Genomic DNA, 22,785 nt, shown 5'->3' on the forward strand with positions numbered 1-22,785 from the left:
CAACTATCATGTTGCGAAAATTATTCGAAATACGGGTTTTCAGCGCCAATTTGTGCAATTTGGTCACTAGAGGCTTCTACTTTTGCCCTCGGGATCACCACTTCGACGATCGCACCGCACTGTTCTGTGCCCAGTGATTCGGGGTCCAATGGGTTAGATCCGTTTGCGAATGTCAATTCGGCGCCTATACGTTCTAGTAACGTTTTCGCTATGAAGAGCCCCAGACCCATGCCCTCGTATTCCGGTCTTTGGTGCAGGTCGCGTTCTGCGCGGCGTCGGCGAACAAAGGGATCGCCAATGCGGCCAATGATGCTGACAGGGTAGCCTTTGCCATCATCAATGATACGGATTGTGATCGTATTTTCGGTCCAACGAGCTTCGATCCAGACTTTGCTGCGGGAAAAATCGACCGCATTCTGGACCAAATTGCGAACACCATGGATCAGCTCTGGCCGGCGTAGGATCGTCGGGATTTCTGCATCTAAGTTCTCTGGCCAGTCGAAGATCACCTGAGAGCCACGCATGAGATGGGGGTCTGCGGCCTCTTCCAGAACTGTCGTTAATGGGGCGTGACGCATGTGCAGGTCATCTTTGCCAGCGCGACCCATCGTCCGCAGGATGTCACGGCAACGATCCGCCTGCTGCCGTATGAGCAGGGCGTCTTCTTGGAGTTCGGGGCGATCGTCCAATTCCTCGGCTAGTTCGGCGCTGGTTAGCTTGATCGTTGCCAGTGGAGTCCCCAACTCGTGAGCTGCCGCTGCCACCACGCCGCCGAGGTCGGTCAACTTCTGCTCGCGGGCGAGGGCCATTTGCGTGGCTTGTAGGGCGTTCGACATGGTGTGCATCTCGGACGTCACGCGCCGCGCGTAGAGGCCTAGAAACATCACCCCGATCACAATCGCCAACCACGTGCCAAAGACAAAGAGATCCGGAACCCGCAGGACCTCGCCCGCCTGCGTTGTAAGTAAGAGGTGATACTTGGCGAGCAGGGAAACGATCACCACTGCCGTCATGCCAAGGATCAGGTAGGACCGCAGGCTCATTACCGCGGAGGATACAGTCACGGGTCCGAGGATCAGCAGGGCAAAGGGATTGTGCAGACCGCCCGTCAGGTAGAGCAGGAAACCCAATTGCAGGATGTCGAACAGGACCATGAGGAAGTTTTCGGTCTCTGATAGGCGCTTGTTCTGAGGAAAGACAAACAGCGATATCAGGTTGCCGATCACAGAAACGCCAACAGCCATAAAGCAAAGGCCAATCTCCAGTTGCAGACCATAGAGCCACTGCCCCACCACAATCGCCATCAACTGACCCCCGATGGCCAGCCAACGCAGCAGGATCATGGTCCGTAGGCGCACGAAGTGGTTTGGACCGCCGAAACCGGTCGAAAAGAGGCTGGTATCTGCCATAGCGATGCCTACATAGGTTGCGACAAGGTAAACCATTGTTACGGGCCACCGGTTTTGGGATCAACGTCCCGAACAAACAAAGGAGAAGGCGATGCGGAAAGCACTAGCAATCGGAGCAACCGCTGCGGTCGTGGCAGTGGTTGGCGGGACGGCGGCTTTCGTGCTGACCCAAGGGCCCGAAGATCAGTTTGCCGAATGTCGGACCAGCGCAGTGGCTGGCGGTGCAGGTGCGATCGGTGGTCCGTTCGAGTTGCTGAATAGTCGCGCAGAGGTCGTAACTGACACCGATGTCATTACCAAACCTTCCCTGCTGTACTTTGGCTATACCTTCTGCCCCGATGTTTGCCCCTTTGACACTGTGCGCAATGCAGATGCCGTGGATATCTTGACGGAACGAGGCTACGATATTCAGCCCGTCTTTATCTCGATCGACCCAGAGCGGGACACGCCCGAAGTCGTCGGAGAGTTCGCACAGAATATTCATCCTGACATGATTGGGCTGACCGGAAGCGCCGAGCAGGTCAAAGCGGCAAGCCAAGCCTACCGGACTTACTACAAGAAGAACGAGTCCGAGGATCCCGAATGGTATTTGGTCGACCACTCAACATTTAGTTACCTCGTCACGCCCGAGGATGGCTTTCTCGATTTCTATCGCCGCGAACTGAGCCCAGAGCAGATGGCTGACGGCATTCAATGTTTTCTGGATGCTAAGTCGTGAATGTGAAGGTTTGACGCAGTCACACCTTGGACATAGATATAGGTGATGGCCGGTGGATCGGTGGGGAGGTTTTACGATGGCAGAAGCACAGCTTGATATCGGCGTCGACAAGACACTGTTACTGGTCGATGACGATGAACCGTTTCTGCGGCGCCTCGCCAAGGCTATGGAAAAGCGTGGGTTCGATGTGGAGACTGCGGACTCGGTTGCGGGTGGCAAAGCTGTCGCCACGGCGCGGCCTCCGGCCTTTGCCGTTGTTGATCTGCGGCTCGAAGATGGGAACGGTTTGGACATCGTCGAAACTCTGCGAGAAAAACGACCTGACTCTCGGATCGTTGTGCTGACCGGCTATGGCGCGATCGCGACCGCGGTGGCTGCCGTGAAAATCGGAGCGACGGATTATCTGTCGAAGCCCGCAGATGCGACCGACATTACCAACGCCTTACTGGCCACCGATGACGAGCTGCCCCCGCCGCCCGAAAACCCAATGAGCGCAGACCGCGTTCGTTGGGAGCATATTCAGCGCGTGTATGAGCTGTGTGATCGGAACGTGTCCGAGACGGCGCGCCGTTTGAATATGCATCGCCGGACTCTTCAGCGCATTCTGGCTAAACGCTCGCCTAAATAAGGGCGAGCAGTTCTGCATGCCGCTTGGTGTAGTCTTCGCGGACTTTGACCGGCGGACGTAGATCGATAGAGATACTGTTCAGGATTTCTTCTGATGGACGGCCAAAGAACTTGTTGGCCTCTGTCTCATCGAACCCGGCGATTTTCACTGCCTCAAGCCATGCGCTGACCTTGTCGGCGCGCTTGATCGCGGCCTTTACCGTCTTTGGCAGCGCGCCTGGCAGGCCGAACCGGATGTGAATTGCTGCAGCCAACTTTTCATCCAGTTCTGAATAGGACGGGCCAACTGCCGCTTTGACCGGCGAGATCATATCCCCGATCACGTATTCCGGTGCATCGTGCAGCAGCGCTGCCAGCCGCCATTTTGGCGGAGCTTTGGGATTTTGAAGGGCGTAAATCTTTTCGACCAGCAAGGAATGTTCGGCGACCGAGTAGGCATAATCCCCGACTGTCTGCCCGTTCCACCGCGCGACAAAAGCCAGCCCGTGAGCGATATCCTCAACTTCGATATCCATGGGGGTTGGGTCCAGCAAATCCAGACGACGACCGGATAGCATGCGTTGCCAAGCTCTGGGAGGTGGGGGCATGGGGCACTCCTGTGGTGGTGTGCCATGAATAGAATGCCAGAAGTCAAAAGAAAATGGCGCGGTGCTGCCCTCCGCGCCATCCAGTACCAGGTTACTCGTTACTACAGTGCCGGATTGGCCAAGGCCAATCCGGCCCCTCGTATCACCTTGCCCGCCAATGCCGGTCTGAATGGGCCGACACCTGCGATTCCAGCAAAACTGTGTGCTGGGGTATGTTGGGGACCGTCAGCAAAAATGACAGATTGTCGTGATCAATCAGCCATTTCGCACAGGTTGCAGGAATAAACAGTGCATGGGGGTGCTATTGTTTCGCAAAACGATATTATACTGTGGTGCGCTCCGTTTGAAAATGTTGCTCCCACTGAGGGTTAATGTGTTCAATAATTGTACTTTGGTAAAACACGACGCAGACCTTGTAGCTCCGCTTCGCACCTACACTTTAGGATAATGTTTCCATTATGGAAACAGTAAAAATGCATTTTTTCATACGCATTGTCGATATAGCGGCCGAGTGCTATTTCGACCGGCAAAAGACGCTAGATCGAAGGAGAGCCTCCCATGGCTAACGACTACATCGTCAAGGATATTTCGCTGGCCGCCTTTGGTCGCAAGGAACTGGACATCGCCGAAACCGAAATGCCGGGCCTGATGGCGTTGCGCGAAGAGTATGGTGATAGCCAGCCGCTGAAGGGCGCGCGCATCGTTGGTTCGCTGCACATGACCATCCAGACCGCGGTTCTGATCGAAACGCTGGCGGCGCTGGGTGCGGACGTGCGTTGGGCATCCTGCAACATTTTCTCGACCCAAGACCACGCGGCTGCGGCGATCGCCGAAGCGGGCATCCCCGTGTTCGCCATCAAAGGTCAGACCCTCGAAGAGCATTGGGACTATCTCGACAAGTCTTTCATGTTTGAAGACGGCCCGAACATGATCCTCGACGATGGCGGTGACGCGACCCTGTATGTTCTGCTTGGTGCCCGCGCAGAAGCAGGCGAAGACATCATTCCTGTCCCCTCGTCCGAGGAAGAGGAAGTCATCAAAGCGCAGATCAAGAAGCGCATGGAACAGAGCCCCGGCTGGTTCACCAAAGTGCGCGACCAGATCAAAGGTGTGTCCGAGGAAACCACCACTGGCGTGAACCGTCTGTACCAACTGGTGCGCGACGGCCAGCTGCCCTTCCCCGCGATCAACGTGAACGACTCGGTCACCAAGTCGAAGTTCGACAACAAGTACGGTTGTAAAGAGTCGCTGGTTGACGGCATCCGCCGCGCGACCGACGTGATGATGGCCGGCAAAGTGGCTGTCGTCTGCGGTTACGGCGACGTGGGCAAAGGCTCGGCCGCATCGCTGCGCGGGGCAGGCGCACGTGTGAAAGTCACTGAGGTCGACCCGATCTGTGCACTGCAGGCAGCCATGGACGGCTTCGAAGTTGTCCTGCTGGAAGACGTCGTGGACTCCGCTGACATCTTCATCACCACCACCGGCAACAAAGACGTCATCCGCATCGAGCACATGCGCGAGATGAAGAATATGGCGATCGTCGGCAACATCGGTCACTTCGATAACGAAATTCAGGTCGCCAACCTGAAGAACCACAAGTGGACCAACATCAAAGACCAAGTGGACATGATCGAGATGCCGAGCGGCGCCAAGATCATCCTGCTCTCTGAAGGCCGTCTGCTGAACCTCGGTAACGCAACCGGTCACCCATCGTTCGTGATGTCTGCCTCATTCACCAACCAGGTTCTGGCCCAGATCGAGCTGTGGACCAAAGGCGACGAGTACGACAACAAGGTCTACATCCTGCCAAAGCATCTGGATGAAAAGGTGGCGCGCCTGCACCTCGACCGGATTGGTGTGAAGCTGACCACTTTGGACAAAGAACAAGCGGATTACATCGGCGTGACCCCCGAAGGTCCCTTTAAGCCGGAACATTACCGTTACTAACAGGCTGTCGGCGGGAACCTGCACAGAGCTTCCCCGCAGTCACAGCAACTTACCGCCAAATTTGGCGGTTCCAAGCTCCGGCGGAAACATTCGCCGGGGCTTTTCTGTTTCCCCAACACATCGCAACTGGAGAAGGAGAAACACGATGACCTTTATGACCAAACTGATGACCGCCGCTGCCACCACCGCCCTGATGACTGGTACCGCGTATGCCGAAATGAACGACACCGGCATGAATGCGCAGAGCGAAGTCGATGGCCAGATCATGATGGAACAACCGATGGATGGCGACACCGAGATCGGAACCACAACTGATATGGGCACCCAAGCTGACATGAGCGCCGATCCAATGATGTCGACCGAACCAGCCGACACCGAGATGGCACTGGCTCAGAAAACTGTAGGTGAGGTCATCGGGATGGAGGTAGAGGCCATTAACGGCGATGATGTGGGCGAGATTGACTACGTGATCGCAAGCGAAACCGGTGTCGAAGCCGTTGTTGGCGTGGGCGGTTTCCTTGGCCTAGGCGAATACACAGTTGCCCTGCCGCTGAACGATTTCACAGTTGCCGAAGACGAGACTCTGATCCTGTCGCAAGATGCTGAGGCCCTGAAGCAGATGCCGCAGATTGACGAGAGTGCGATTGAGAGCCTGCCCGACGATATGGTGATCGCGGATGCTATGACCGCCGAGACCATGCCGGATATGCCCGACAACTCGTAACTCCGAGCGTATCGGTTTAAGTGGGGCGCGCCAGTGCGGCGCGCCCTTTTCTTTGCCGAAAACGCGGCGGATGCAAAATTCCCTTGTCTGCAAGGCAATCCCGCTCTTACGCTTTTCACAACTTTAGCGAGTAAGGGCGGCAGCCCGAATAGGGAGAGTGACTATGGGAAAACGAGATGATCTGATTGCCAAGTATGCCGAGGATCTGCGCGATAAATGCGGCACGGACCCCGATATGGATTTGCTGACCAAAGTGACGATCGGGTGCGGCCCGTCGATCTACAATGCTGATGCTGCGACCGTTGCAGGAAGCCAGCCGAGTGAGCTGGAAACTGTGCGCAAGAGTTTCTTGATCAAGAAACTTGGGTTGACTGATGGTCCAGAACTGATGGAGGCGATCAATTCCGTGATCGAGACCTATGGCCGTTCAGAGCGCAACAAGTACCGCGCTGTCATCTACTATCTGCTGGTCAAGCACTTCGGCAAAGAGTCCGTGTACGGCTAACACCTTTTATGAGTTGGCGCCTCGAAGCCAATTGACTGCGCAATCGAATAAAATGCCCTGTTCTATTTGTTTGCGATCAGGGCACCGCACGGTCTATTCATAAATCAACAGGCCAGAATGGCCGAACCAATCCATCGCGTGTGTGGGAGCATGTGGGGAAAGGGGTTCGGCCACGCGTTGGCCGGACCCCGACGCCTTATTTAGAATAGCCGCCCAATGCGCAGAGGATTTGCCATTCCTCTGCAGTCACCGGTTGGACCGACAGGCGGCATTGCTTCACCAAAGCCATATCGGCCAGACGTTCATCCGATTTGACCAGATCCAAGGTCACAGGGGTTTTGAACGGGCCAATCGCTTTGATGTCGACGCAATCCCAGCGATCATCATCGGTCGAGCTATCGGGGTGGCTTTCGGCGATGACTTCGACAACACCGACGATGGCCTTGGCCTTCTGCGAGTGGTAAAAGAAACCGCGGTCGCCGACCTTCATTTCGCGCATGAAGTTGCGGGCCTGATAGTTTCGCACGCCGTCCCATTCTTCGCCCGCATCGCCTTTGGCGACTTGATCGTCCCAAGACCAGGTGTCGGGCTCGGATTTGAACAGCCAATAGCGCATCAGCCGATGACCTTTTTCCAAGCGATGATTTCGACGGATTCGAACAGATCTGCTGCTTTGTAGGGGTCGCCGGCAGCCCAAGCCTGCGCTGCGTCCATGTCTTCGACGTCCAGAATGACCAGCGATCCGCACATCTCGCCTGCTGCATCCAGAAGCGGGCCAGCTTGGGCGACAACGCCTGTGTCTTTGATATAGGCAAGGTGCGCGTCACGGTTGGCTTTGCGGACCTCAAGGGCGCCAGCTTTGTCACGGGCGGTCAGGGCAAACAGCATTAGATTTCCTCTTTCAATGGGCGGGACAGCAATGTTTGCATGCCCTGCGATACATCTAGACGGCCTTCGACCAGCGCGGCAACCACCGAGGTGATCGGCATTTCGATGTCTTTGTCACGGGCTAGACGGGCAACGGCGCGGGCGGTCGCGGCGCCTTCGACTGTTATGGTTGGGTCATAGTCTGCACCCTGCCCTAACGCGAAGCCGTACGCATAGTTGCGACTGGTCGGCGACGTGCAGGTCAGCGTCAGATCGCCAAATCCGGACAATCCCATTAGCGTTTCGGGGATCGCGCCAAGGGGTCCTGCGATCCGCATCATCTCGGCAAATCCGCGGGTGATCAGAGCTGCTCGGGCAGACTCCCCAAGGCCTGCACCCATCACAGCCCCCGCTGCAATGGCGATGACGTTTTTCAGCGCGCCGCCAAGCTCCGCGCCCACAGGGTCCGTACTGCGATACAAGCGGATGGTCGCGGAGCTAAGGGTTTCTTGCAGCTCTTCGCCAAGGATCGGGTTTTTACAGGCAAGCGTCAGCGCGGTCGGTAGTCCTCGGGCGATATCGATAGCAAAGCTGGGACCTGTGATGATCGCAGGGGCGCGCGTGACTTCGGCCAGAATAGCGGTCGGGCCGCGTAGGCTGGTCAGATCGACGCCCTTGGAGCAGGCCACCAGTTTTTTCCCGCGCAGAAGGTCCGCGTTTTCCGTGACGAAGGCAGCAGTGGACTGCATCGGGACAGCCATCAGAATCGTGTCGGCGGCACAGGCGGTGGTCAGATCGCTGGTGACGGTCAAGCCTTCGGGCAGGTGGATGCCCTTGAGCCGTGTGGCGTTTTCACGGGTCTTTTGCATGGCAGTGGCGGCATCCGGATCGCGGGCCCACAGGGTCACGCCACGCTCTGCCAAAGTGATCGCCAAGGCGGTGCCGAACGCCCCTGCCCCCAGAACGGAAACGCTCATGCTTTGGCTCCCTTTTTGCCGCTGCCGATCATGGGCGCTGATTTCTTGTCCAAAGGCCATCGAGGGCGGGCTTGTAGGGTCATGTCGTCGGTCTCGCCCAAGGCGAACCGTTCCAGCCCTGCATAGGCGATCATCGCTCCGTTGTCGGTGCACAGCTTCAGGGGCGGCGCGGTGAAGCCTGCGCCAGCCTCTTCGGCGACGGTGGTTAATGCGGCGCGGATCGCTTGGTTCGCGGCGACACCACCTGCGACGGCGATCATGGGCTGGCCGGGGTTCAAATCCATATAAACCCGCAGGGCGCGGCGCGTTTTCTCGGCCAGAACGGCAGTGACGGCCTCTTGGAAGCCAGCGCAAAGGTCGGCTTGGTCTTGAGCGGTCAGGGTGTTGTCGGTCATCACCTCGTCCCGCGCGCGCAAGACAGCGGTTTTCAGACCGGAATAGGACATGTCGCAGCCCTCGCGATCCAACAGAGGGCGCGGAAAGCGGAACCGTTTCGGATCGCCATCGCGCGCTCGTGCCTCGACCGAGGGGCCACCGGGTTGGGGCAGCGCGAGCAGTCGCGCAACTTTGTCAAACGCCTCGCCCGGGGCGTCGTCGATGGTGCCTCCGACACGGGTGAATTCGTCCGGTCCTCGCACGATCAGGAACTGGCAATGCCCGCCAGAAACCAAGAGCATTAGATAGGGGTAGGTCAGACCGTCAGTCAGGCGCGGAGTCAGCGCATGGCCCGCCAAATGGTTTACGCCTATCAAGGGTTTGCCCAAGGCGGCCGCGATCCCTTTGGCGCACATGACGCCGGATAGCACACCGCCGATCAAGCCGGGGCCCGCAGTGACGGCGATCGCATCAACCTCGGACAAGGACACCATCGCTTCGGAAAGGGCCTGTTTGACCGCCAGATCGACCTTTTCAGCGTGGGCACGGGCAGCGATCTCGGGGACAACTCCGCCGAAGGCTGCGTGCAATTCGGCCTGCCCCATCACGATGTTCGACATCACACGGGCGTTGCCCGCAGTCCCGCGCACAATGGCGGCGCCGGTGTCGTCACAGCTGCTCTCGATACCAAGAATCGTCAGGTCGGACATCTGTCTCTTTCATTGCAGGGCGGTTTGTCCCGAGGTAGCACTGGGACAAAGACCTTACAATGCCGAGACCTGATGGACCGTCCCGCTGCCAAGATCCTGATCACGCGCCCGCGCGAAGGGGCCGAGCGGTTTGCGATGGAACTGGCGCAAGTGATGCCATGCGCGATGCCGATTGTAATCTCACCTGTTTTGGACATCGCCCCCCTGCCCGATCTGTTGCCGCTAGAGCACGTCAAAGGTTTGATCGTCACATCGAAAAATGGTGTCGATGCGTTGATCGCCAAGACAGATCGTCGGGATCTGCCGGTCTATGCGGTCGGGCAGCGCACAACAGCCGCTGCCGCTGCTGCGGGGTTTGCCGCACGTCAAATGGGCGATGATGCGGATGAGCTGGTCGAGGGGCTTCTTAGGCTGGGCCCCAAAGCACCGCTCCTGCACTTGCGCGGCGAGGTTTCGCGGGGCGATGTTGCGCAGCGATTGTCGACTCACGGCATCTTAACGCGCGAAAAAGTGGTCTATGCTCAGACGCCCATTTCCCTTACCGAAGATGCGAAAATTCTGCTTAATGGAACTTTTCCGGTGGTCTTGCCGTTGTTTTCTCCGCGGAGTGCCAAGCTGTTAGCGCAACAAGTGACCGGGATTGCCCCGCGTTATGTTGTCGCGATGAGTTGGGCAGTTGCATCAGAATTGCCGCAAGGATGGGCAAAAACCATTATTATTGCGTCAAGGGCGGATAGTCCTGCTATGGCAAAGGGCATTGCTGGCCTATTTGACGAGGACGGATTTATTGTGAGCCCCTAGATAAGGGGCTAAGTTGCGGCGAAGATATTCGCAAGGCTATTTGATTTTAGGGGGGTTGAGACGACCATGGACCAAAAACCAGCCAAGCCGGAAGAGACGCAAGACGCGTCGTCCGAAATTCAGGAAACCGGTGCTGAGGTAAAGTCCGAAGAGTCCGAAACTGTGGCCCCTGAAACGCCTGCGGATGACACCGCAGATGTTGCCAACAAAGAGGATGACAGCACAGACGCTGTAGAGGATGCTTCTTCCGAAGCCGAAGCCGAAGCCGAAGCCGAAGCCGAAGCCGAAGCCGAAGCCGAAGCCGAAGCCGAAGCCGAAGCCGAAGCCGAAGCCGAAGCCGAAGCCGAAGCCGAAGCCGAAGCCGAAGCTGTCGAGATGCATGAAGAGCAAATCGACATGACCGAAGTGGCGCCCACCGAGGCTCCGAAAGAAGTCATCAAAGAAACTGTGGTCGAGCGGAAGGGCGGATTTTTCCCCATGCTCCTTGGCGGCGTCGCAGCGGCGGCCATTGGGTTTGGTGCAACCTCTTACTATTACCAGACCGGTCCGTTTGCAGCTTCTGGTGCAACTGGGGACTTTGCTGCTCAGTTCGAAGAAAGTGAAGCTGAGCGAACTTCAGCTCAGGAAGCCTTGTCGGCTCGGATCGACGAGCTCGCGAACGCAGTGCCTGCAACGCCTGACACCAGCGCAATCGAAGAGCGCATTGCAGCGGTCGAGGGAAACTTTCAATCGCTTGATACACGCCTCACCGAAGCGTTGGCCGCGCTCGAACAGCGCATGACCGACATGGAGCAGCGCCCCGTCGAAGCGGCGAGCGATGCGGCTGTTTCGGCCTTTGAGGACGAGGTGAACACCCTGCGTCAGGAAGTGGCTGCGCAGAAAGAAGAAATCGAAAACATGGCCAAAGAGGCGGTTGAAGCCGAAGCTGCAGCCGAGGAAACCTCTCGTCAGGCGATGGCACGCGCTGCGCTGACACGGGTGCAGTCAGCCCTTGATGCTGGCGCGCCCTATGAAACGGCTCTGGCCGATTTGCGCGCGAACACTGGTGCAGATATTGCCGCATCGCTCGCTGGTCCTGCCGCGGACGGGATTCCGAGCCTGACACAATTGATCGACGCCTACCCCGCCCACGCCCGAGAGGCGCTGGCGGACACCCGCGCCGAGACGGCTGATGGGGGTGCAGCGGATCGCGTGAGTGCATTCTTGATGAATCAGCTTGGCGCCCGCTCTCTGGAGCCCAAAGAAGGTGATGGAACCGATGCGATCCTCAGCCGTGCCGAGGCTGCGCTGAAAGAGGCGCGTTTGACAGATGCGCTCGCGGAACTCGACGGCCTGCCCGAAGTTGCGCAGCCCGCGATGGCTCCGTGGATCGAAATGGCGCGCACGCGTCAGGATGCTCTCGCAGCGGCCGAGTCGCTTGCACAAACCCTGAATAACTGAGGCCCGCCCGATGCTCTGGTCGCTTGCTAAAATTATCCTGTTCGTACTCATTGTCGCCGCGCTGACCCTGTCCGCTGGTTACCTCATGGAAGCCAACGGCGGCATTCAGATTGCCTTTGGTGGCATGGAATTCACTCTCGGTGCGCTGCAATCCGTGATCGCAGGGATCCTGCTGATCATTGCGGTTTGGATTCTGCTGAAACTGCTGGGCCTGCTGGTCGCGATTGTGCGCTTTATCAATGGCGATGAAACCGCGGTGACCCGTTATTTCAGCCGGAATCGAGAGCGCAAAGGTTTTAAGGCGCTGTCTGACGGCATGCTGGCGCTTGCTTCCGGCGAGGGTCGCGAAGCTATGAATAAGGCGCATCAGGCGGACAAATACCTGAACCGTCCTGAACTTACCAATCTGATCACGGCCCAAGCGGCCGAGATGATGGGTGACAAGAAAACCGCTGAAAAGGTCTACAAAGAACTGCTCAAGGACAATCGCACCCGTTTCGTCGGTGTGCGCGGTCTGATGAAACAGCGTCTGTCCGAAGGGAACAACGAGGTCGCGTTGAAACTGGCCGAGACTGCGTTCGCCCTGAAGCCCAAACACGAAGAAACTCAGGATGTTCTGCTGCGCCTACAGTCGGAAAACCATGACTGGAAAGGCGCGCGCAAGACTTTGGCCACCAAACTGAAGACTGGCGCCCTGCCTCGCGACGTTCACAAGCGTCGTGACGCCGTACTGGCGCTGTCCGAGGCCAAGGATCTGATCGCAGAAGAGACCTCGATCGAGGCCCGCGAGGAAGCGATCGAAGCAAACCGTCTTTCGCCTGACTTGATCCCCGCCGCATGCATGGCTGCGCGTGGGTACATCGAAAAGGGCAAGAAGCGGAATGCTGTGCGTGTTCTGAAAAAGGCGTGGGAAGTGCAGCCGCATCCCGATCTCGCATCCGTTTTCGCTGAGATTGAGCCCGACGAAACGCCGCAACAGCGCCTCAAGCGTTTCGGCACCCTGCTGGGTAAAAACGCAGATGATGTCGAATCCAAGCAACTTTTGGCAGAGCTCAACATCGCTGCCGAAGATTTCCCCGCTGCGCGCCGTGCCTTGGGTGACCTGGCCCAAGAGATGCCTAACACGCGCACGCTGACACTGATGGCGGCTATCGAACGTGGCGAAGGTGCCGAAGACGCCGTTGTCCGCGGATGGTTGGCTCGTGCGGTCACTGCGCCCCGTGGTGAATCGTGGATTTGTGACAACTGTAATCATATCCACAACGAATGGGTTCCGATCTGCGAGCACTGCAAAGGCTTTGACACACTCGCATGGCGCCAGCCCCCTGCTCAGATGCTGTCGACCACTGGCCTGAACGCCGAAATGCTGCCCTTGATCGTTGGGACGCCCGAAGCTCCTGCAGAGAACGCCATTGTTCCCGCGAGCGAGCCGACTGCAGAAGCCGATAAAATCGAGGAAGCAGAGGTCATTGAGGCCGAAGAAGAGCAAAAAGAGACCTCAAAATAGGTCTTTTCCGTGGAGTGCGCCGGTGCTAAATCGCACTCCACGCGGACCAATAGGGTCCACCGAAGAAGTGCCGGTATAGCTCAGCTGGTAGAGCACGTCATTCGTAATGATGGGGTCGGGGGTTCGAGTCCCTTTACCGGCACCACTTCTTCACTGCATCTTCTACCACTTGCAGCACCTTGGTGGTTTCTGCCTGTTAACCATCCATTCAAGTTTCTGTCGGCTTTAAGTCTTCGGTAACCCGCAGTTCCTATTCCAAGAGTGTGGGAAAGGTGGTGGACTATGGGTGCGATGACAAACGCGCCAGTCATCATCAAAAGAAAGAAAGTCGTCGCGGGTGGTGGGCACCATGGTGGCGCTTGGAAGGTCGCGTATGCTGACTTCGTGACCGCTATGATGGCATTCTTTCTTTTGATGTGGCTGTTGAATGCGACAACAGAACAGCAACGCAAAGGGTTGGCGGATTACTTCACGCCAGACATTCCCGTGGCGCGGGTCTCAGGAGGCGGGCAGGGCAATTTTGGCGGCGAAAGCCTGGCATCCGAAGAGAGCCTTGCGCTTGAAGGGCGTGGAGCGTCCTCTTTGTACCCAACAAAAGAAGAGGCTGCTCGTGGGGCGGCTCTGGAGTTAGAACTCCGCCTCGAAGAAGCGCTGGAAATGGCCGAAGACGCGGATATGCGTCGACATTACGAGTTCCGCATGACCGACGAGGGCCCCGCTCTGGAATTGGAAGAGCGTACCGATTCGAGGCTCTTTGAAGAGGGGACTGCAACCCCAACATCAACTTTGCGGTCATTTTTACGTACGGTGGCGGCGACCGCAAAAGGGACGGGAAATGCCTTTGTCGTAGCAGGCCATATGGGCGCAAAACCCCTCGTTCTCGAGGATAATCCGACGTGGCGTTTGTCCTTGGAAAGAGCGGATAAGGTACGGGAATTACTCGAAAATAGTGGTTTGCCACGTAATCGCCTAAAGCGCGTCACTGGCTTTGGTGATCAGAAGTTAAAGTACCCTGAAACGCCAATGGCCATTGGTAACAACAGGATCGAAATCATCATTCTGCGCAATCCACTTCCTGTTCCGTTAGTCAGGCATTAAGGCACCGTTCCTAAGCATGGGGCATGACCGCACAACACAAGGGTGCCCCATGACAATTTCTTCGTCGCTCAATGCTGGCGTCGCCGGGCTGGCCGCAAATGCAGGCCGTCTGGCAACCATCTCTGACAACATCGCAAATGCCTCGACCTATGGATACAAAAAGGCCGAGGCCGACTTCCATTCTATGGTCGTCGGAGGAAATGGCGGCCAATATTCTGCTGGCGGTGTGAGATTCACGACTGAACGGCGGATCGGCGAGTCCGGATCGTTGGTCACAACAGCTAACTCGACAGATTTGGCTGTTCGGGGCAGGGGCTTCTTGCCCGTGACGCAGCAGTCCTCCATCGTGAATGGAAACGAAGAAATGCTGCTGAGCTCCACGGGATCCTTCCGTACGGACTCAGAGGGATATCTCACCACAGGGTCGGGCTTGGTGCTGCTGGGATGGCCGGCCCTGCCTGATGGGACGTTCCCAACCTATGCGCGCGACACGGCTGACGCGCTTGAGCCGGTTCAGATCAATGTAAACCAACTCTCTGGAGAGCCGACCACACAGGTCAGCCTCGGCGTAAATTTACCGGCGAGTGAGACGGACTCTGATGCAGATGGTTCAACGCAAGAACTGTCGATTGAGTACTTCGATAATCTGGGGACCTCTCAGAACCTGGATATTGAGTTCGCCCCAACCATTCCGGCCAGTGGCTCGAGCAACCAGTGGACTATGACGATCCGTGATGGAGCGTCGAGCGGGACGAGTGTGGGTGAATATGTGCTGACGTTCGACGATTCTCGTGCGTCCGGCGGCACGCTCGCTTCTGTCACGGCGACATCTGGGGGGGCATATGATAGCGCCACGGGCAAACTAACTGTGAATGTTGCTGGCGGTCCAATTGAATTTGACATCGGCGCTTTGGGAAGTGCGTCCGGCATGACGCAGCTCTCTGATGGTTTCGCGCCCTTGGCGATCAGCAAAGACGGATACGAGATCGGCAACGTGACTTCGGTGGAAGTGGATGAAAACGGGATCGTTCAGGCGCTCTATGACACAGGGATCACCCGCGCGATTTACAAAGTGCCACTGGTCGATTTGCCGAATCCTGATGGCTTGATCGCGATGGACAGCCAGACCTATGCACCGTCGCCGGATAGCGGCAGCTTCTTCTTGTGGGACGCAGGAGACGGCCCGACGGGCGATATCATCAGTTATGCGCTAGAGGAGTCGAACGTTGACGTAGCAGGCGAGTTGACTGACCTGATCCAGACACAGCGGGCCTATTCGTCGAACGCAAAAATCATCCAAACTGTGGATGAGATGCTTCAAGAAACCACCAACATCAAACGATAAGGGGGCCTGAATGTCTCTGACGAGTGCAATTTCCAATGCGCTGTCGGGGTTGGGGGCCACGTCTCTGGGGGCAGAGATTGTCTCTTCCAACCTGTCGAACGCGTCCAATGCCGCCTATGCCAAACGCGAGGTTTCCCTCGTTTCGAACCTGAACGGTGGCGTTCAAGTCACTGGCATACAGCGCCACCGCGACGCTGCGGTGCAAGCGTCGCTCAACGCACAATCCGCGCAAGCTGCGGCGGCCGAAGTGCGTACGCACGCTTTGGCTGCTGTCGATGCTGCGGTCGGAACAGTTGGGGACAGTGGCAGTTTGACCACTGCCTTGGACGACATGCAGTCTACGCTGATCAGCGCGGCTGCCCAACCCGAAAGCGACGTGCGGCTGAACCAAGTTCTATACGCGGCAGAGGATTTGGCGGCGCGATTCAATGCAATAGGGGACGCCATCCAAGCAGAGCGCTTGTCCGCTGACCACGCTGTTGCGCGGGATGTCGAGACAGTCAACGAAGTCTTGAGCCAGATCGAGAAACTGAACAAACAGATCATCTCAACCAAGGAAAACGGGCGCGGCGCAGCGACCCTGTCGGATCAGAGGGATCAGGCCATCGCCACCCTGTCAGAATTGATCCCTGTGCGGACCCTTGAGAGGGACAATGGCAGCGTCGCATTGGTCAGCAGAGGCGGACAGGTTTTGTTGGATGGCAAAGCTGTCACGCTGGAATTTACGCCAGTACAAGGGATGGACGAGGCAATGACCTTGGACAGCGGGGCGCTCTCTGGGATTTTGATCGTCGGCGGGGATGGTGACGACATCAGCAATCGCCTGATTGGCGGCCAGATCGCTGCAACGCTTCAGGTCAGGGATAGTTTGATGCCGCAAGCGTCGAACGAGCTGGCTGCTGAACGACAAAGCATGCTGGACGCGACGGCGTTTGACGGAGCGGGCCTGTTTACCGAGGGTGATGGGGTGCTGTCCGTCAGAGAGCAACTTTCGGCGGACCCATGGCGCTTGCGAGATGGCTTTACTCCAACCTCGCCGGGGTACGTAGCGAATGCGGGCTTCTTGGATACACTTGCGGCAGGCACGGAAAGCATCTCTGACAGTCTTGGTAACTACGTAAGCAAACAGTCCGCGCAGCTCTTTCGTGCCGAGATGAGCGAAACCTCGGCCAATGCGCGCTACACCGCACTCCAAGAGGCCGCTGCCAGCGAAGGCGTCGATAGCGACGCAGAGCTGCAATCGCTGCTCATGATCGAGAAGCTGTACACCGCGAACGCCCGGGTGATTTCGGTCGTGGATGAAATGATGGATACCTTGATGAGGATGACCTGATGATCACAGGAGCAAGCGATCTGGCGCAATACATGGCGTTGCGGTCTGCCAACGGTCAAACCAGCGCTAAATTCGAAGCCGCAGCGGCCACAGTTGCAGAAGGCAAAATCCAGAACCTGAGAGCGTCGCTGCAGGCAGACTTTAAACCCCTGAATGCTATTCAGAACACGCTCAGTCGGCTAGCGGCTTACTCGGGCGTGTCTACGCAGGCTGCGTTCTTTGTGGATCAGCAACAGAGCGCGCTTGACATGATCAGTGATCTCTCCACGGGGCTCGCACAAGATCTCGTGGCAGCGCATGAGGCAGAGGCTACAGGCACCCTAGATACGATCTCCGAGGGAGCTCGGTCTGCTTTTACTCAGGCAGTGTCCACCCTGAACTATGCCGCGGGCGGGCGATACCTGTTTTCGGGCGCTAACGTGACAGATGCGCCTTTGCCCGCGGGCGAGGACATGCTCGCCACGCTTGAAGTCGAAATTGCGGGCATGTCGCATGCTGATGCGGCTTCTCATATTCATGCCTTTTTCACAGATGATGCGGGTGGGTACGCGGCAGCTTACACTGGTGCCTCTGATGACCGTATCGCGTTCACCATAGCTCCGGGGCAGACAGTTCGTTCAGACGTGACGGCGCTGTCGCCTGATTTGCGGCAATCTTTGGCGGCAATGGCAACTGGCGCATTGGTGAGTAATGCTGACCAAGCCGTGACTGCAGGGGCTGACTTGTTGAGTGGCGCGCAAGCGATCGCGGACACACGCGGCACGCTTGGCATCGTGCAAGAGAGGATTGAGACTGTTCAAACGCGCAACGGCGCGACAGCGACCGCTATGGAGCTGCGATTGGCCGAACTAACCACGCCAGATATGTATGAGGCCGCAACTGAGCTGGAAAATTATGAGATGGCTCTGGAACGGCTCTATTTGGTGACCTCCCGCGTTTCGGCCATGAATTTCGCGGAGTTCATGTGATGCTGCGTCTCTTTGTGACTGTTTTATTGGTATTTTCGACCCTAAGCGCATCAGCCTCTCCGATCCGGCTCAAGGATCTGGTGGAGTTTGATGGCGTCCGCGGAAACGACTTGGTGGGCTACGGTCTGGTCGTCGGTCTAAACGGCACGGGTGACGGCTTTCGCAATGCCCCGTTTACCGAAGAGATGCTCGGCACGATGCTAGAGCGGCTTGGTGTGAACGTTACTGGTGAACAACTGCGCCCGCAAAACGTTGCGGGTGTATTCGTGACCGCGACCTTGCCACCCTTTGCCAGAGCTGGGACGCAGATTGACGTGACCGTCTCTGCGATTGGCGATGCCGAAAGCCTTCTTGGGGGGACGCTTGTTATGACGCCATTGAATGCAGCAGATGGCGATATCTATGCCGTCGCCCAAGGGACGATTATTGCGGCGGGCGCCGTCGCTGCGGGGCAGGCGGCCGAAGTCGTCCAAGGCGTTCCCACTGCAGGCACGATCCCGTCTGGCGCTCGAGTCGAGCGCGAAGTTGCGTTTGAGTTGGCTTCGTTGGACCGGTTGAGACTGGCTCTGCGCGAGCCGGACTTCACGACGGCTGCGCGGATTGAACGGGCTGTAAATGGAAAATTCGGTCGAGCTGTCGCGCGAATGACCGATTCCGGTACGGTCGAACTGGATGTGTCTGCCACGCGGGCCTCGTCACCGGCTCATGCGATTGGTGTGATCGAGAATCTGCTCATTGAGCCCGAGCGCCGTGCCCGTGTCGTGATTGACCAGCGTTCTGGTACGATTGTGATGGGGGATGACGTGAGGATCGCTCGTGTCGCCGTCGCTCAGGGCAATCTGACCCTGCGTGTCAGCGAAGAGCCGATTGTGTCTCAGCCGAATCCTTTTACCGACGGAGAGACGATTACACTGCCGCGTACGACAGCGTCGATCGAGGAAGAGCAGGGAGTTGGTTTGGCTGAGGTAAGGGGCGGCACGTCTCTGTCTCAGGTAATCGGCGGATTGAACGCGCTGGGGGTCTCACCGCGTGATATGATCGATATCCTGAAAAGCATCAAAGCGGCCGGTGCTCTGTATGCAGAACTGGTGGTGAAGTAGGGGCATGGGCGTCAGCCCATGTACCCCGTTACAAGTCCACCAGCCAAAAGAGACCAGCCGTCGCTGACGACAAAGAACCCAAGCTTGAAGGGAAGAGAGACGACCGACGGGGGGACCATCATCATACCCATCGACATCAGGATCGCAGAGACGATCAGGTCGATGATCAGAAAGGGCAGATAAACCACAAAGCCGACCTGAAACGCCAGTGTCAGCTCCGTCAGGATGAACGTCGGTACCAGCAGTGAAAAGGGTGCGGTCTGCACCGTTAGCCCCGCTGTGTCCATGTTTCGGATCTCTGCCAGCCGATAGAGTGAGTCTATCTCGATACGAGGCTCCATGAAGCCCCGGAACGGTCCTTGGGACCGCTCGTAAGCTTGCTCTATCGAGATGACTCCTGAATTGAGTGGCTTGATTGCGCCCTCCCAGACTTCCATGAGCACCGGTTCCATCACGAAATAGGTCAAAAACAGAGCGATCGTGATGAGGAGCATATTCGGTGGGGACTGTTGCAGCCCCAGCCCGGATCTGACGACCACAAGCACTGTCAGCATGTAAGGAAAGCACGTGACCATCATGAGAGTCGCGGGCACCAGTGATATTGCAGTGACGGTCGCTATTATTTGCAACACGCGCTGGCTCAGATCGTCATCCAGCGTCATGTCACCAATCTGTAGACCTTGGGCGTTGGCCACGGATGCAGTCACCGTAATCAAAATTCCAAGACTGACTGCGCGGACGTTAAGCGTCATTTTCAAAGCTCTTCACCGAGGTGAGCCGAACGGATAGTGCGCGGCGCGAACCATCCTCGATCTCTTCTAAAACACCTTGGGCGATGACTCGTTCACCAATCATGATGTCTACAGGGTCATCGATTTGCTGCTCCAACGTCAGTACCGCGTTTGGCGCGAGGTCAAGAAGCTCCCCGAGCGAAGGGCGGGCGCGCCCGACACAGACGTGAACCTCAATTGGAAGTGCGGAAAAACGGTTGCTCATGAATTATCCCTCTGTGCCGGTGGCCGCAGTGAGCTGCGGATCATTAAAGAATTCGGAAACAAGTTGGGTGATCTGGGTTTGCACGGCCCCGAGATCGACAGCTTTGGTCGTATCACCGCAGCGTATTTCTGCGCGGCCATCCCCCAAGCGATCATCTTCGGACACGGTCAAATCGGGCCAGTCCGTCAGATCGAGCAGTCCCGAAACAGCGCCCGAAAGACCTTCGGGCACTGCAAGGACGATCTCATCGCTTAGGCTATCGGCTGCGATCTCCTCGAGAGCTTCGACAATCATGGGGGCAAGGGCAGGCCGGAGCGCCGCCGGCAGGATGGCCGTTAAAACGCCCTCGATCAGAGGGCGGAGTTCTCGGAGCGTGTGTTGCTGCACTTCTGTGCGCGAGAAAGCAAAGTCTTTCACGCTTTCTGCCAGTTGCGCTTGCTGTTCTGATTGCTCGTCTTTGTTGGCTTTGACCGCATCAGCCCATCCTGCGTTATAGCCCTCTTCGAAGGAATCGAGGTTCATCGTGGCCTCGGGCGTGGTGTCGTTGACGGCTCCGGTCGGTGTACCGAAATCCATCAACAAGAATTCGATACTCATGTCTCTTGCTCCTGCTCGTCTTCAAGCCAGTTGCGCAGGATCGTCATGGTTTCTTCTTTTCGAGCGTCGATCAGAGCCCGCATTCGGGTGACCGGGTCTTCGGGCAGATCTAGCGAGGGGCCTGCGACATCGGTCGATAGGGGTTGAAACTCGCCAATGTCCTCAATCTCACCTTCTAAGGGCGCCATGCTGAAATCACCTGCGGGTAATTCGGCCAGAGCGGGCAGTTCGACGGGGTCTGATTTGCGCAGCATCGGCCGGAGAACGAAAAGCCCAAGGACCAATGCGACCAACGCCAATACACCCAGCCGGATCAATGTATTCGCAGAAGGTGCTGTCGAGGCCAGCCATCCGGGCGCAGGCGTTGCGTACACCGGATCCGTCCCGACAAACGCCATCGACTGCAAGGTGATTTCATCGCCTCTAGCCTCGTTAAAGCCAACAATGTCCTCGACCAAGGCGGTGAGCGCTGTGATTTCTGTCTGCTCTCGGGGGATAATCGCACCGGTGTCGTCGGGGACGCCATTTACCAAGACGGCGACGGTGAGACGCTTGATCGCGCCAGGGGTGCGCAACACTTCGCGGCGGGTTTCGGATACCTCGTAATTCACGCGCTCGACGGTTTCGTTTGAGTTTTCCGACGAGTCCCCACCGTTCGCGCCCGCATTTTCGGGCAGATCAGAAGCGACCGTCATGCCAGCTTCGGCGCTGCGGGCCGTGGCCGAGTTTTCCTGTGTCTCGCTGCTGATGGCGACTCGGCTGTCGGGGTCCACCAAGCGCTCCACGATCGATTCGCGCTCTGTCACGCGCTCTATGCTGACCTCTACAACGGCGTTTCCTGCGCCGACGCGGGCTTCAAGCATTCGTTCGACTCGCGCCGCCATTCGTTCGGCAGCAGAGCCATCTTCGGTGATCATCGCATCTTCGGCATCTGCCGAAATCAGAGTGCCCCGTTCATCAATAATCGCGACGTCTGTTGGCTCTAGTCCCGTGACTGCGGACGACACTAAAAATTGCAGCGCCTTGGCGTGGGCAGGGCTGATTGTCGACCCGCCCTGCAGCTTCAATGAGACCGAAGCGCTGGCCGTGGCATTCCGGCGAAACGGAGATTTGTCCTCTTGCGAAATATGCACGCGGGCGGCGCGAATCTGCGGATTGGCTTGAATGGTGCGTGCCAACTCGCCTTCTTTGGCGCGCAGGTATGTGGCGTTAAACATCTGCGTGGTTGTGCCAAAACCGTTCAGATCATCCAGAAGCTCGTAGCCAGCTATACCCGAATCCGGCAGACCCTGACTGGCCAAAGAGAGCCGCAGAGAATCACGTTGGGATTCGTCGACGAAGATGCTCGTACCTTGAATGCGGTAGGGGATATTCTGCCCTTCTAGGCTTTGCGTGATTTCGCCTGCGCTGGCCGGATCGAGCCCCCCATAGAGCAGCACCATGCTGGGCCGACTCGCAAAGAAAACAAGGGATAGAATAGCGACGAACGTTCCCAGAGTGGCCCCGACGACCATGATCTGTTTCCGCCTGTCAAAGCTCTTCCATAACGTAATGAACTGCTGCACGTGAACCTCCGGAGCGTCGACTTCTGCCTGACAATTTCCGTTTTGGGGGATCACGCTTAACAATCGGTTAGCTTCTGCTGCTCATAACTGATTTCCGTAGCAGGAGATGGCGATGAGCGATCAAGCAGCAGAAAGTGAAGCGAAAAAAGGCGGCTCTGGCGTGGTGCCGGGGATCATTCTCGGACTCGTGGCAGCCATTGGTGGATACGCAGTGGTCGGGCTCGATTTGCTGCACCTTCGGCCCGAAGAAGAGACCCCTGTCGAAGAGCCAAAGTATGTGGCGCCGGCAGCTGGAGTCTTTTTGGACATTCCGCAGATCATCGTGATGAACGGACCGTTTTTGGCGGGGCGTCACTTGCGGTTTCGCGGCGTGCTCGAGGTTCGTCCAGAGGACGCTGACAAAGTCGCTGTGCTCATGCCGCGCGTGGTTGACGTGCTGCAAACCTTCCTGCGTTCGGTCAAGGCCGAGTACTTCGATTATCCCGATGCGATTGACCAGTTCCGCGATCACATGCGCCACCGAGTCGTGGATGTGATCGGCGAAGAGCCCCTGATCGACCTGCTCATTCTGGAACTTGTCCCAAACTGA

Annotated in this window: 24 protein-coding genes and 1 tRNA gene; 15 read left to right on the top strand and 10 right to left on the bottom strand. The window is 57.4% G+C overall.

Annotation, left to right across the window (positions count from 1 at the left end; all coding sequences use genetic code 11):
* Nucleotides 1-20: 20 nt before the first annotated feature.
* On the bottom strand, nucleotides 21-1,409 hold the full coding sequence (gene regB, locus BM225_RS08585) for a sensor histidine kinase RegB (RefSeq protein ID WP_072709424.1): 1,389 nt from the start codon (nucleotides 1,407-1,409) through the stop codon (nucleotides 21-23).
* 91 nt (nucleotides 1,410-1,500) lie between these two features.
* Between regB and BM225_RS08590 the strand changes: the two genes are divergently transcribed.
* Nucleotides 1,501-2,127, top strand: a complete 627-nt coding sequence (locus BM225_RS08590; protein WP_072708973.1) for an SCO family protein — start codon at nucleotides 1,501-1,503, stop codon at nucleotides 2,125-2,127.
* A 76-nt stretch (nucleotides 2,128-2,203) separates the two neighbouring features.
* Nucleotides 2,204-2,755, top strand: a complete 552-nt coding sequence (locus BM225_RS08595; RefSeq protein WP_072708975.1) for an ActR/PrrA/RegA family redox response regulator transcription factor — start codon at nucleotides 2,204-2,206, stop codon at nucleotides 2,753-2,755.
* On the opposite strand, the gene BM225_RS08600 is transcribed toward BM225_RS08595, so the two are convergent.
* On the bottom strand, nucleotides 2,748-3,341 hold the full coding sequence (locus tag BM225_RS08600) for an HD domain-containing protein (protein ID WP_072708977.1): 594 nt from the start codon (nucleotides 3,339-3,341) through the stop codon (nucleotides 2,748-2,750). The genes BM225_RS08595 and BM225_RS08600 overlap by 8 nt on opposite strands.
* A gap of 558 nt (nucleotides 3,342-3,899) precedes the next feature.
* Here BM225_RS08600 and ahcY point away from each other — a divergent pair.
* From ahcY to BM225_RS08615, 3 genes are all read left to right on the top strand, one after another.
* Nucleotides 3,900-5,288 carry an adenosylhomocysteinase gene (gene ahcY / locus BM225_RS08605; RefSeq protein ID WP_072708980.1) on the top strand — a complete coding sequence of 463 codons (1,389 nt, stop codon included), beginning with the start codon at nucleotides 3,900-3,902 and terminating at the stop codon, nucleotides 5,286-5,288.
* A 145-nt stretch (nucleotides 5,289-5,433) separates the two neighbouring features.
* Nucleotides 5,434-6,012, top strand: coding sequence for a PRC-barrel domain-containing protein (locus BM225_RS08610; protein ID WP_072708982.1), 579 nt, complete (start codon nucleotides 5,434-5,436; stop codon nucleotides 6,010-6,012).
* Nucleotides 6,013-6,175: 163 nt separating this feature from the next.
* Complete coding sequence (locus BM225_RS08615; protein ID WP_072708983.1) at nucleotides 6,176-6,517, top strand: DUF2853 family protein; 342 nt, start codon at nucleotides 6,176-6,178, stop codon at nucleotides 6,515-6,517.
* Between the two features lie 196 nt (nucleotides 6,518-6,713).
* On the opposite strand, the gene BM225_RS08620 is transcribed toward BM225_RS08615, so the two are convergent.
* From BM225_RS08620 to tsaD, 4 genes are read right to left on the bottom strand one after another with little or no spacing between them, the layout of a single operon-like run.
* A complete protein-coding gene (locus BM225_RS08620) occupies nucleotides 6,714-7,133 on the bottom strand; it encodes an EVE domain-containing protein (RefSeq protein WP_072708985.1) in 420 nt (139 codons plus the stop codon).
* Nucleotides 7,133-7,405: a YciI family protein gene (locus BM225_RS08625; protein WP_072708987.1), complete on the bottom strand. Its 273-nt coding sequence runs from the start codon at nucleotides 7,403-7,405 to the stop codon at nucleotides 7,133-7,135. Before BM225_RS08625 ends, BM225_RS08620 begins: the two co-directional genes overlap by 1 nt.
* Nucleotides 7,405-8,361, bottom strand: a complete 957-nt coding sequence (locus tag BM225_RS08630; RefSeq protein ID WP_072708989.1) for an NAD(P)H-dependent glycerol-3-phosphate dehydrogenase — start codon at nucleotides 8,359-8,361, stop codon at nucleotides 7,405-7,407. Before BM225_RS08630 ends, BM225_RS08625 begins: the two co-directional genes overlap by 1 nt.
* Nucleotides 8,358-9,446: a tRNA (adenosine(37)-N6)-threonylcarbamoyltransferase complex transferase subunit TsaD gene (tsaD, locus tag BM225_RS08635; protein ID WP_072708991.1), complete on the bottom strand. Its 1,089-nt coding sequence runs from the start codon at nucleotides 9,444-9,446 to the stop codon at nucleotides 8,358-8,360. Before tsaD ends, BM225_RS08630 begins: the two co-directional genes overlap by 4 nt.
* Before the next feature lie 135 nt (nucleotides 9,447-9,581).
* Between tsaD and BM225_RS08640 the strand changes: the two genes are divergently transcribed.
* From BM225_RS08640 to BM225_RS08685, 9 genes are all read left to right on the top strand, one after another.
* A complete protein-coding gene (locus BM225_RS08640) occupies nucleotides 9,582-10,247 on the top strand; it encodes a uroporphyrinogen-III synthase (protein ID WP_177218588.1) in 666 nt (221 codons plus the stop codon).
* 66 nt (nucleotides 10,248-10,313) lie between these two features.
* Nucleotides 10,314-11,687, top strand: a complete 1,374-nt coding sequence (locus BM225_RS08650; RefSeq protein ID WP_177218589.1) for a COG4223 family protein — start codon at nucleotides 10,314-10,316, stop codon at nucleotides 11,685-11,687.
* A gap of 10 nt (nucleotides 11,688-11,697) precedes the next feature.
* Entirely contained in the window at nucleotides 11,698-13,194 is a 1,497-nt protein-coding gene (locus tag BM225_RS08655; protein WP_072708999.1) for a heme biosynthesis protein HemY, read from the top strand.
* A 69-nt stretch (nucleotides 13,195-13,263) separates the two neighbouring features.
* Nucleotides 13,264-13,339 (top strand) — tRNA-Thr (locus BM225_RS08660).
* A gap of 137 nt (nucleotides 13,340-13,476) precedes the next feature.
* The gene (locus tag BM225_RS08665) at nucleotides 13,477-14,292 is read left to right on the top strand and encodes an OmpA/MotB family protein (protein WP_072709019.1); all 816 of its coding nucleotides are present in this window, start codon (nucleotides 13,477-13,479) and stop codon (nucleotides 14,290-14,292) included.
* A gap of 49 nt (nucleotides 14,293-14,341) precedes the next feature.
* Nucleotides 14,342-15,637: a flagellar hook protein FlgE gene (locus BM225_RS08670; RefSeq protein WP_083595760.1), complete on the top strand. Its 1,296-nt coding sequence runs from the start codon at nucleotides 14,342-14,344 to the stop codon at nucleotides 15,635-15,637.
* Between the two features lie 10 nt (nucleotides 15,638-15,647).
* Nucleotides 15,648-16,970, top strand: a complete 1,323-nt coding sequence (gene flgK / locus BM225_RS08675; RefSeq protein WP_072709023.1) for a flagellar hook-associated protein FlgK — start codon at nucleotides 15,648-15,650, stop codon at nucleotides 16,968-16,970.
* The gene (locus BM225_RS08680) at nucleotides 16,970-17,938 is read left to right on the top strand and encodes a flagellin (protein ID WP_072709025.1); all 969 of its coding nucleotides are present in this window, start codon (nucleotides 16,970-16,972) and stop codon (nucleotides 17,936-17,938) included. The genes flgK and BM225_RS08680 overlap by 1 nt, the downstream gene beginning before the upstream one ends.
* Nucleotides 17,938-19,038, top strand: coding sequence for a flagellar basal body P-ring protein FlgI (locus BM225_RS08685; protein WP_072709027.1), 1,101 nt, complete (start codon nucleotides 17,938-17,940; stop codon nucleotides 19,036-19,038). The genes BM225_RS08680 and BM225_RS08685 overlap by 1 nt, the downstream gene beginning before the upstream one ends.
* An 11-nt stretch (nucleotides 19,039-19,049) precedes the next feature.
* Here BM225_RS08685 and fliP read toward each other — a convergent pair whose 3' ends face one another.
* From fliP to fliF, 4 genes are read right to left on the bottom strand one after another with little or no spacing between them, the layout of a single operon-like run.
* Nucleotides 19,050-19,790 carry a flagellar type III secretion system pore protein FliP gene (gene fliP / locus BM225_RS08690; RefSeq protein WP_072709029.1) on the bottom strand — a complete coding sequence of 247 codons (741 nt, stop codon included), beginning with the start codon at nucleotides 19,788-19,790 and terminating at the stop codon, nucleotides 19,050-19,052.
* On the bottom strand, nucleotides 19,780-20,034 hold the full coding sequence (locus BM225_RS08695) for a FliM/FliN family flagellar motor switch protein (protein WP_072709031.1): 255 nt from the start codon (nucleotides 20,032-20,034) through the stop codon (nucleotides 19,780-19,782). The genes fliP and BM225_RS08695 overlap by 11 nt, the downstream gene beginning before the upstream one ends.
* A 3-nt stretch (nucleotides 20,035-20,037) precedes the next feature.
* A complete protein-coding gene (locus BM225_RS08700) occupies nucleotides 20,038-20,631 on the bottom strand; it encodes a FliH/SctL family protein (RefSeq protein WP_072709033.1) in 594 nt (197 codons plus the stop codon).
* A complete protein-coding gene (gene fliF, locus BM225_RS08705; RefSeq protein ID WP_072709035.1) occupies nucleotides 20,628-22,196 on the bottom strand; it encodes a flagellar basal-body MS-ring/collar protein FliF in 1,569 nt (522 codons plus the stop codon). Before fliF ends, BM225_RS08700 begins: the two co-directional genes overlap by 4 nt.
* A 112-nt stretch (nucleotides 22,197-22,308) precedes the next feature.
* On the opposite strand from fliF, the gene BM225_RS08710 reads away from it, so the two are divergent.
* Complete coding sequence (locus tag BM225_RS08710) at nucleotides 22,309-22,785, top strand: flagellar basal body-associated FliL family protein (RefSeq protein ID WP_072709037.1); 477 nt, start codon at nucleotides 22,309-22,311, stop codon at nucleotides 22,783-22,785.

It is taken from the genome of Donghicola eburneus, from assembly GCF_900115865.1.
Classification (GTDB): Bacteria; Pseudomonadota; Alphaproteobacteria; order Rhodobacterales; family Rhodobacteraceae; genus Donghicola; species Donghicola eburneus.

Coding starts and splice junctions, on each gene's coding strand:
- BM225_RS08710 (WP_072709037.1), top strand. CDS start 22,309: ATGAGCGATCAAGCAGCAGAAAGTGAAGCGAAAAAAGGCGGCTCTGGC.
- BM225_RS08600 (WP_072708977.1), bottom strand. CDS start 3,341: ATGCCCCCACCTCCCAGAGCTTGGCAACGCATGCTATCCGGTCGTCGT.
- regB (WP_072709424.1), bottom strand. CDS start 1,409: ATGGCAGATACCAGCCTCTTTTCGACCGGTTTCGGCGGTCCAAACCAC.
- BM225_RS08625 (WP_072708987.1), bottom strand. CDS start 7,405: ATGCTGTTTGCCCTGACCGCCCGTGACAAAGCTGGCGCCCTTGAGGTC.
- BM225_RS08650 (WP_177218589.1), top strand. CDS start 10,314: ATGGACCAAAAACCAGCCAAGCCGGAAGAGACGCAAGACGCGTCGTCC.
- BM225_RS08595 (WP_072708975.1), top strand. CDS start 2,204: ATGGCAGAAGCACAGCTTGATATCGGCGTCGACAAGACACTGTTACTG.
- BM225_RS08630 (WP_072708989.1), bottom strand. CDS start 8,361: ATGAGCGTTTCCGTTCTGGGGGCAGGGGCGTTCGGCACCGCCTTGGCG.
- BM225_RS08695 (WP_072709031.1), bottom strand. CDS start 20,034: ATGAGCAACCGTTTTTCCGCACTTCCAATTGAGGTTCACGTCTGTGTC.
- flgK (WP_072709023.1), top strand. CDS start 15,648: ATGTCTCTGACGAGTGCAATTTCCAATGCGCTGTCGGGGTTGGGGGCC.
- BM225_RS08700 (WP_072709033.1), bottom strand. CDS start 20,631: ATGAGTATCGAATTCTTGTTGATGGATTTCGGTACACCGACCGGAGCC.
- BM225_RS08620 (WP_072708985.1), bottom strand. CDS start 7,133: ATGCGCTATTGGCTGTTCAAATCCGAGCCCGACACCTGGTCTTGGGAC.
- BM225_RS08680 (WP_072709025.1), top strand. CDS start 16,970: ATGATCACAGGAGCAAGCGATCTGGCGCAATACATGGCGTTGCGGTCT.
- BM225_RS08670 (WP_083595760.1), top strand. CDS start 14,342: ATGACAATTTCTTCGTCGCTCAATGCTGGCGTCGCCGGGCTGGCCGCA.
- BM225_RS08655 (WP_072708999.1), top strand. CDS start 11,698: ATGCTCTGGTCGCTTGCTAAAATTATCCTGTTCGTACTCATTGTCGCC.
- BM225_RS08685 (WP_072709027.1), top strand. CDS start 17,938: ATGCTGCGTCTCTTTGTGACTGTTTTATTGGTATTTTCGACCCTAAGC.
- BM225_RS08590 (WP_072708973.1), top strand. CDS start 1,501: ATGCGGAAAGCACTAGCAATCGGAGCAACCGCTGCGGTCGTGGCAGTG.
- BM225_RS08610 (WP_072708982.1), top strand. CDS start 5,434: ATGACCTTTATGACCAAACTGATGACCGCCGCTGCCACCACCGCCCTG.
- ahcY (WP_072708980.1), top strand. CDS start 3,900: ATGGCTAACGACTACATCGTCAAGGATATTTCGCTGGCCGCCTTTGGT.
- BM225_RS08640 (WP_177218588.1), top strand. CDS start 9,582: ATGGAACTGGCGCAAGTGATGCCATGCGCGATGCCGATTGTAATCTCA.
- fliP (WP_072709029.1), bottom strand. CDS start 19,790: ATGACGCTTAACGTCCGCGCAGTCAGTCTTGGAATTTTGATTACGGTG.
- BM225_RS08665 (WP_072709019.1), top strand. CDS start 13,477: ATGGGTGCGATGACAAACGCGCCAGTCATCATCAAAAGAAAGAAAGTC.
- tsaD (WP_072708991.1), bottom strand. CDS start 9,446: ATGTCCGACCTGACGATTCTTGGTATCGAGAGCAGCTGTGACGACACC.
- BM225_RS08615 (WP_072708983.1), top strand. CDS start 6,176: ATGGGAAAACGAGATGATCTGATTGCCAAGTATGCCGAGGATCTGCGC.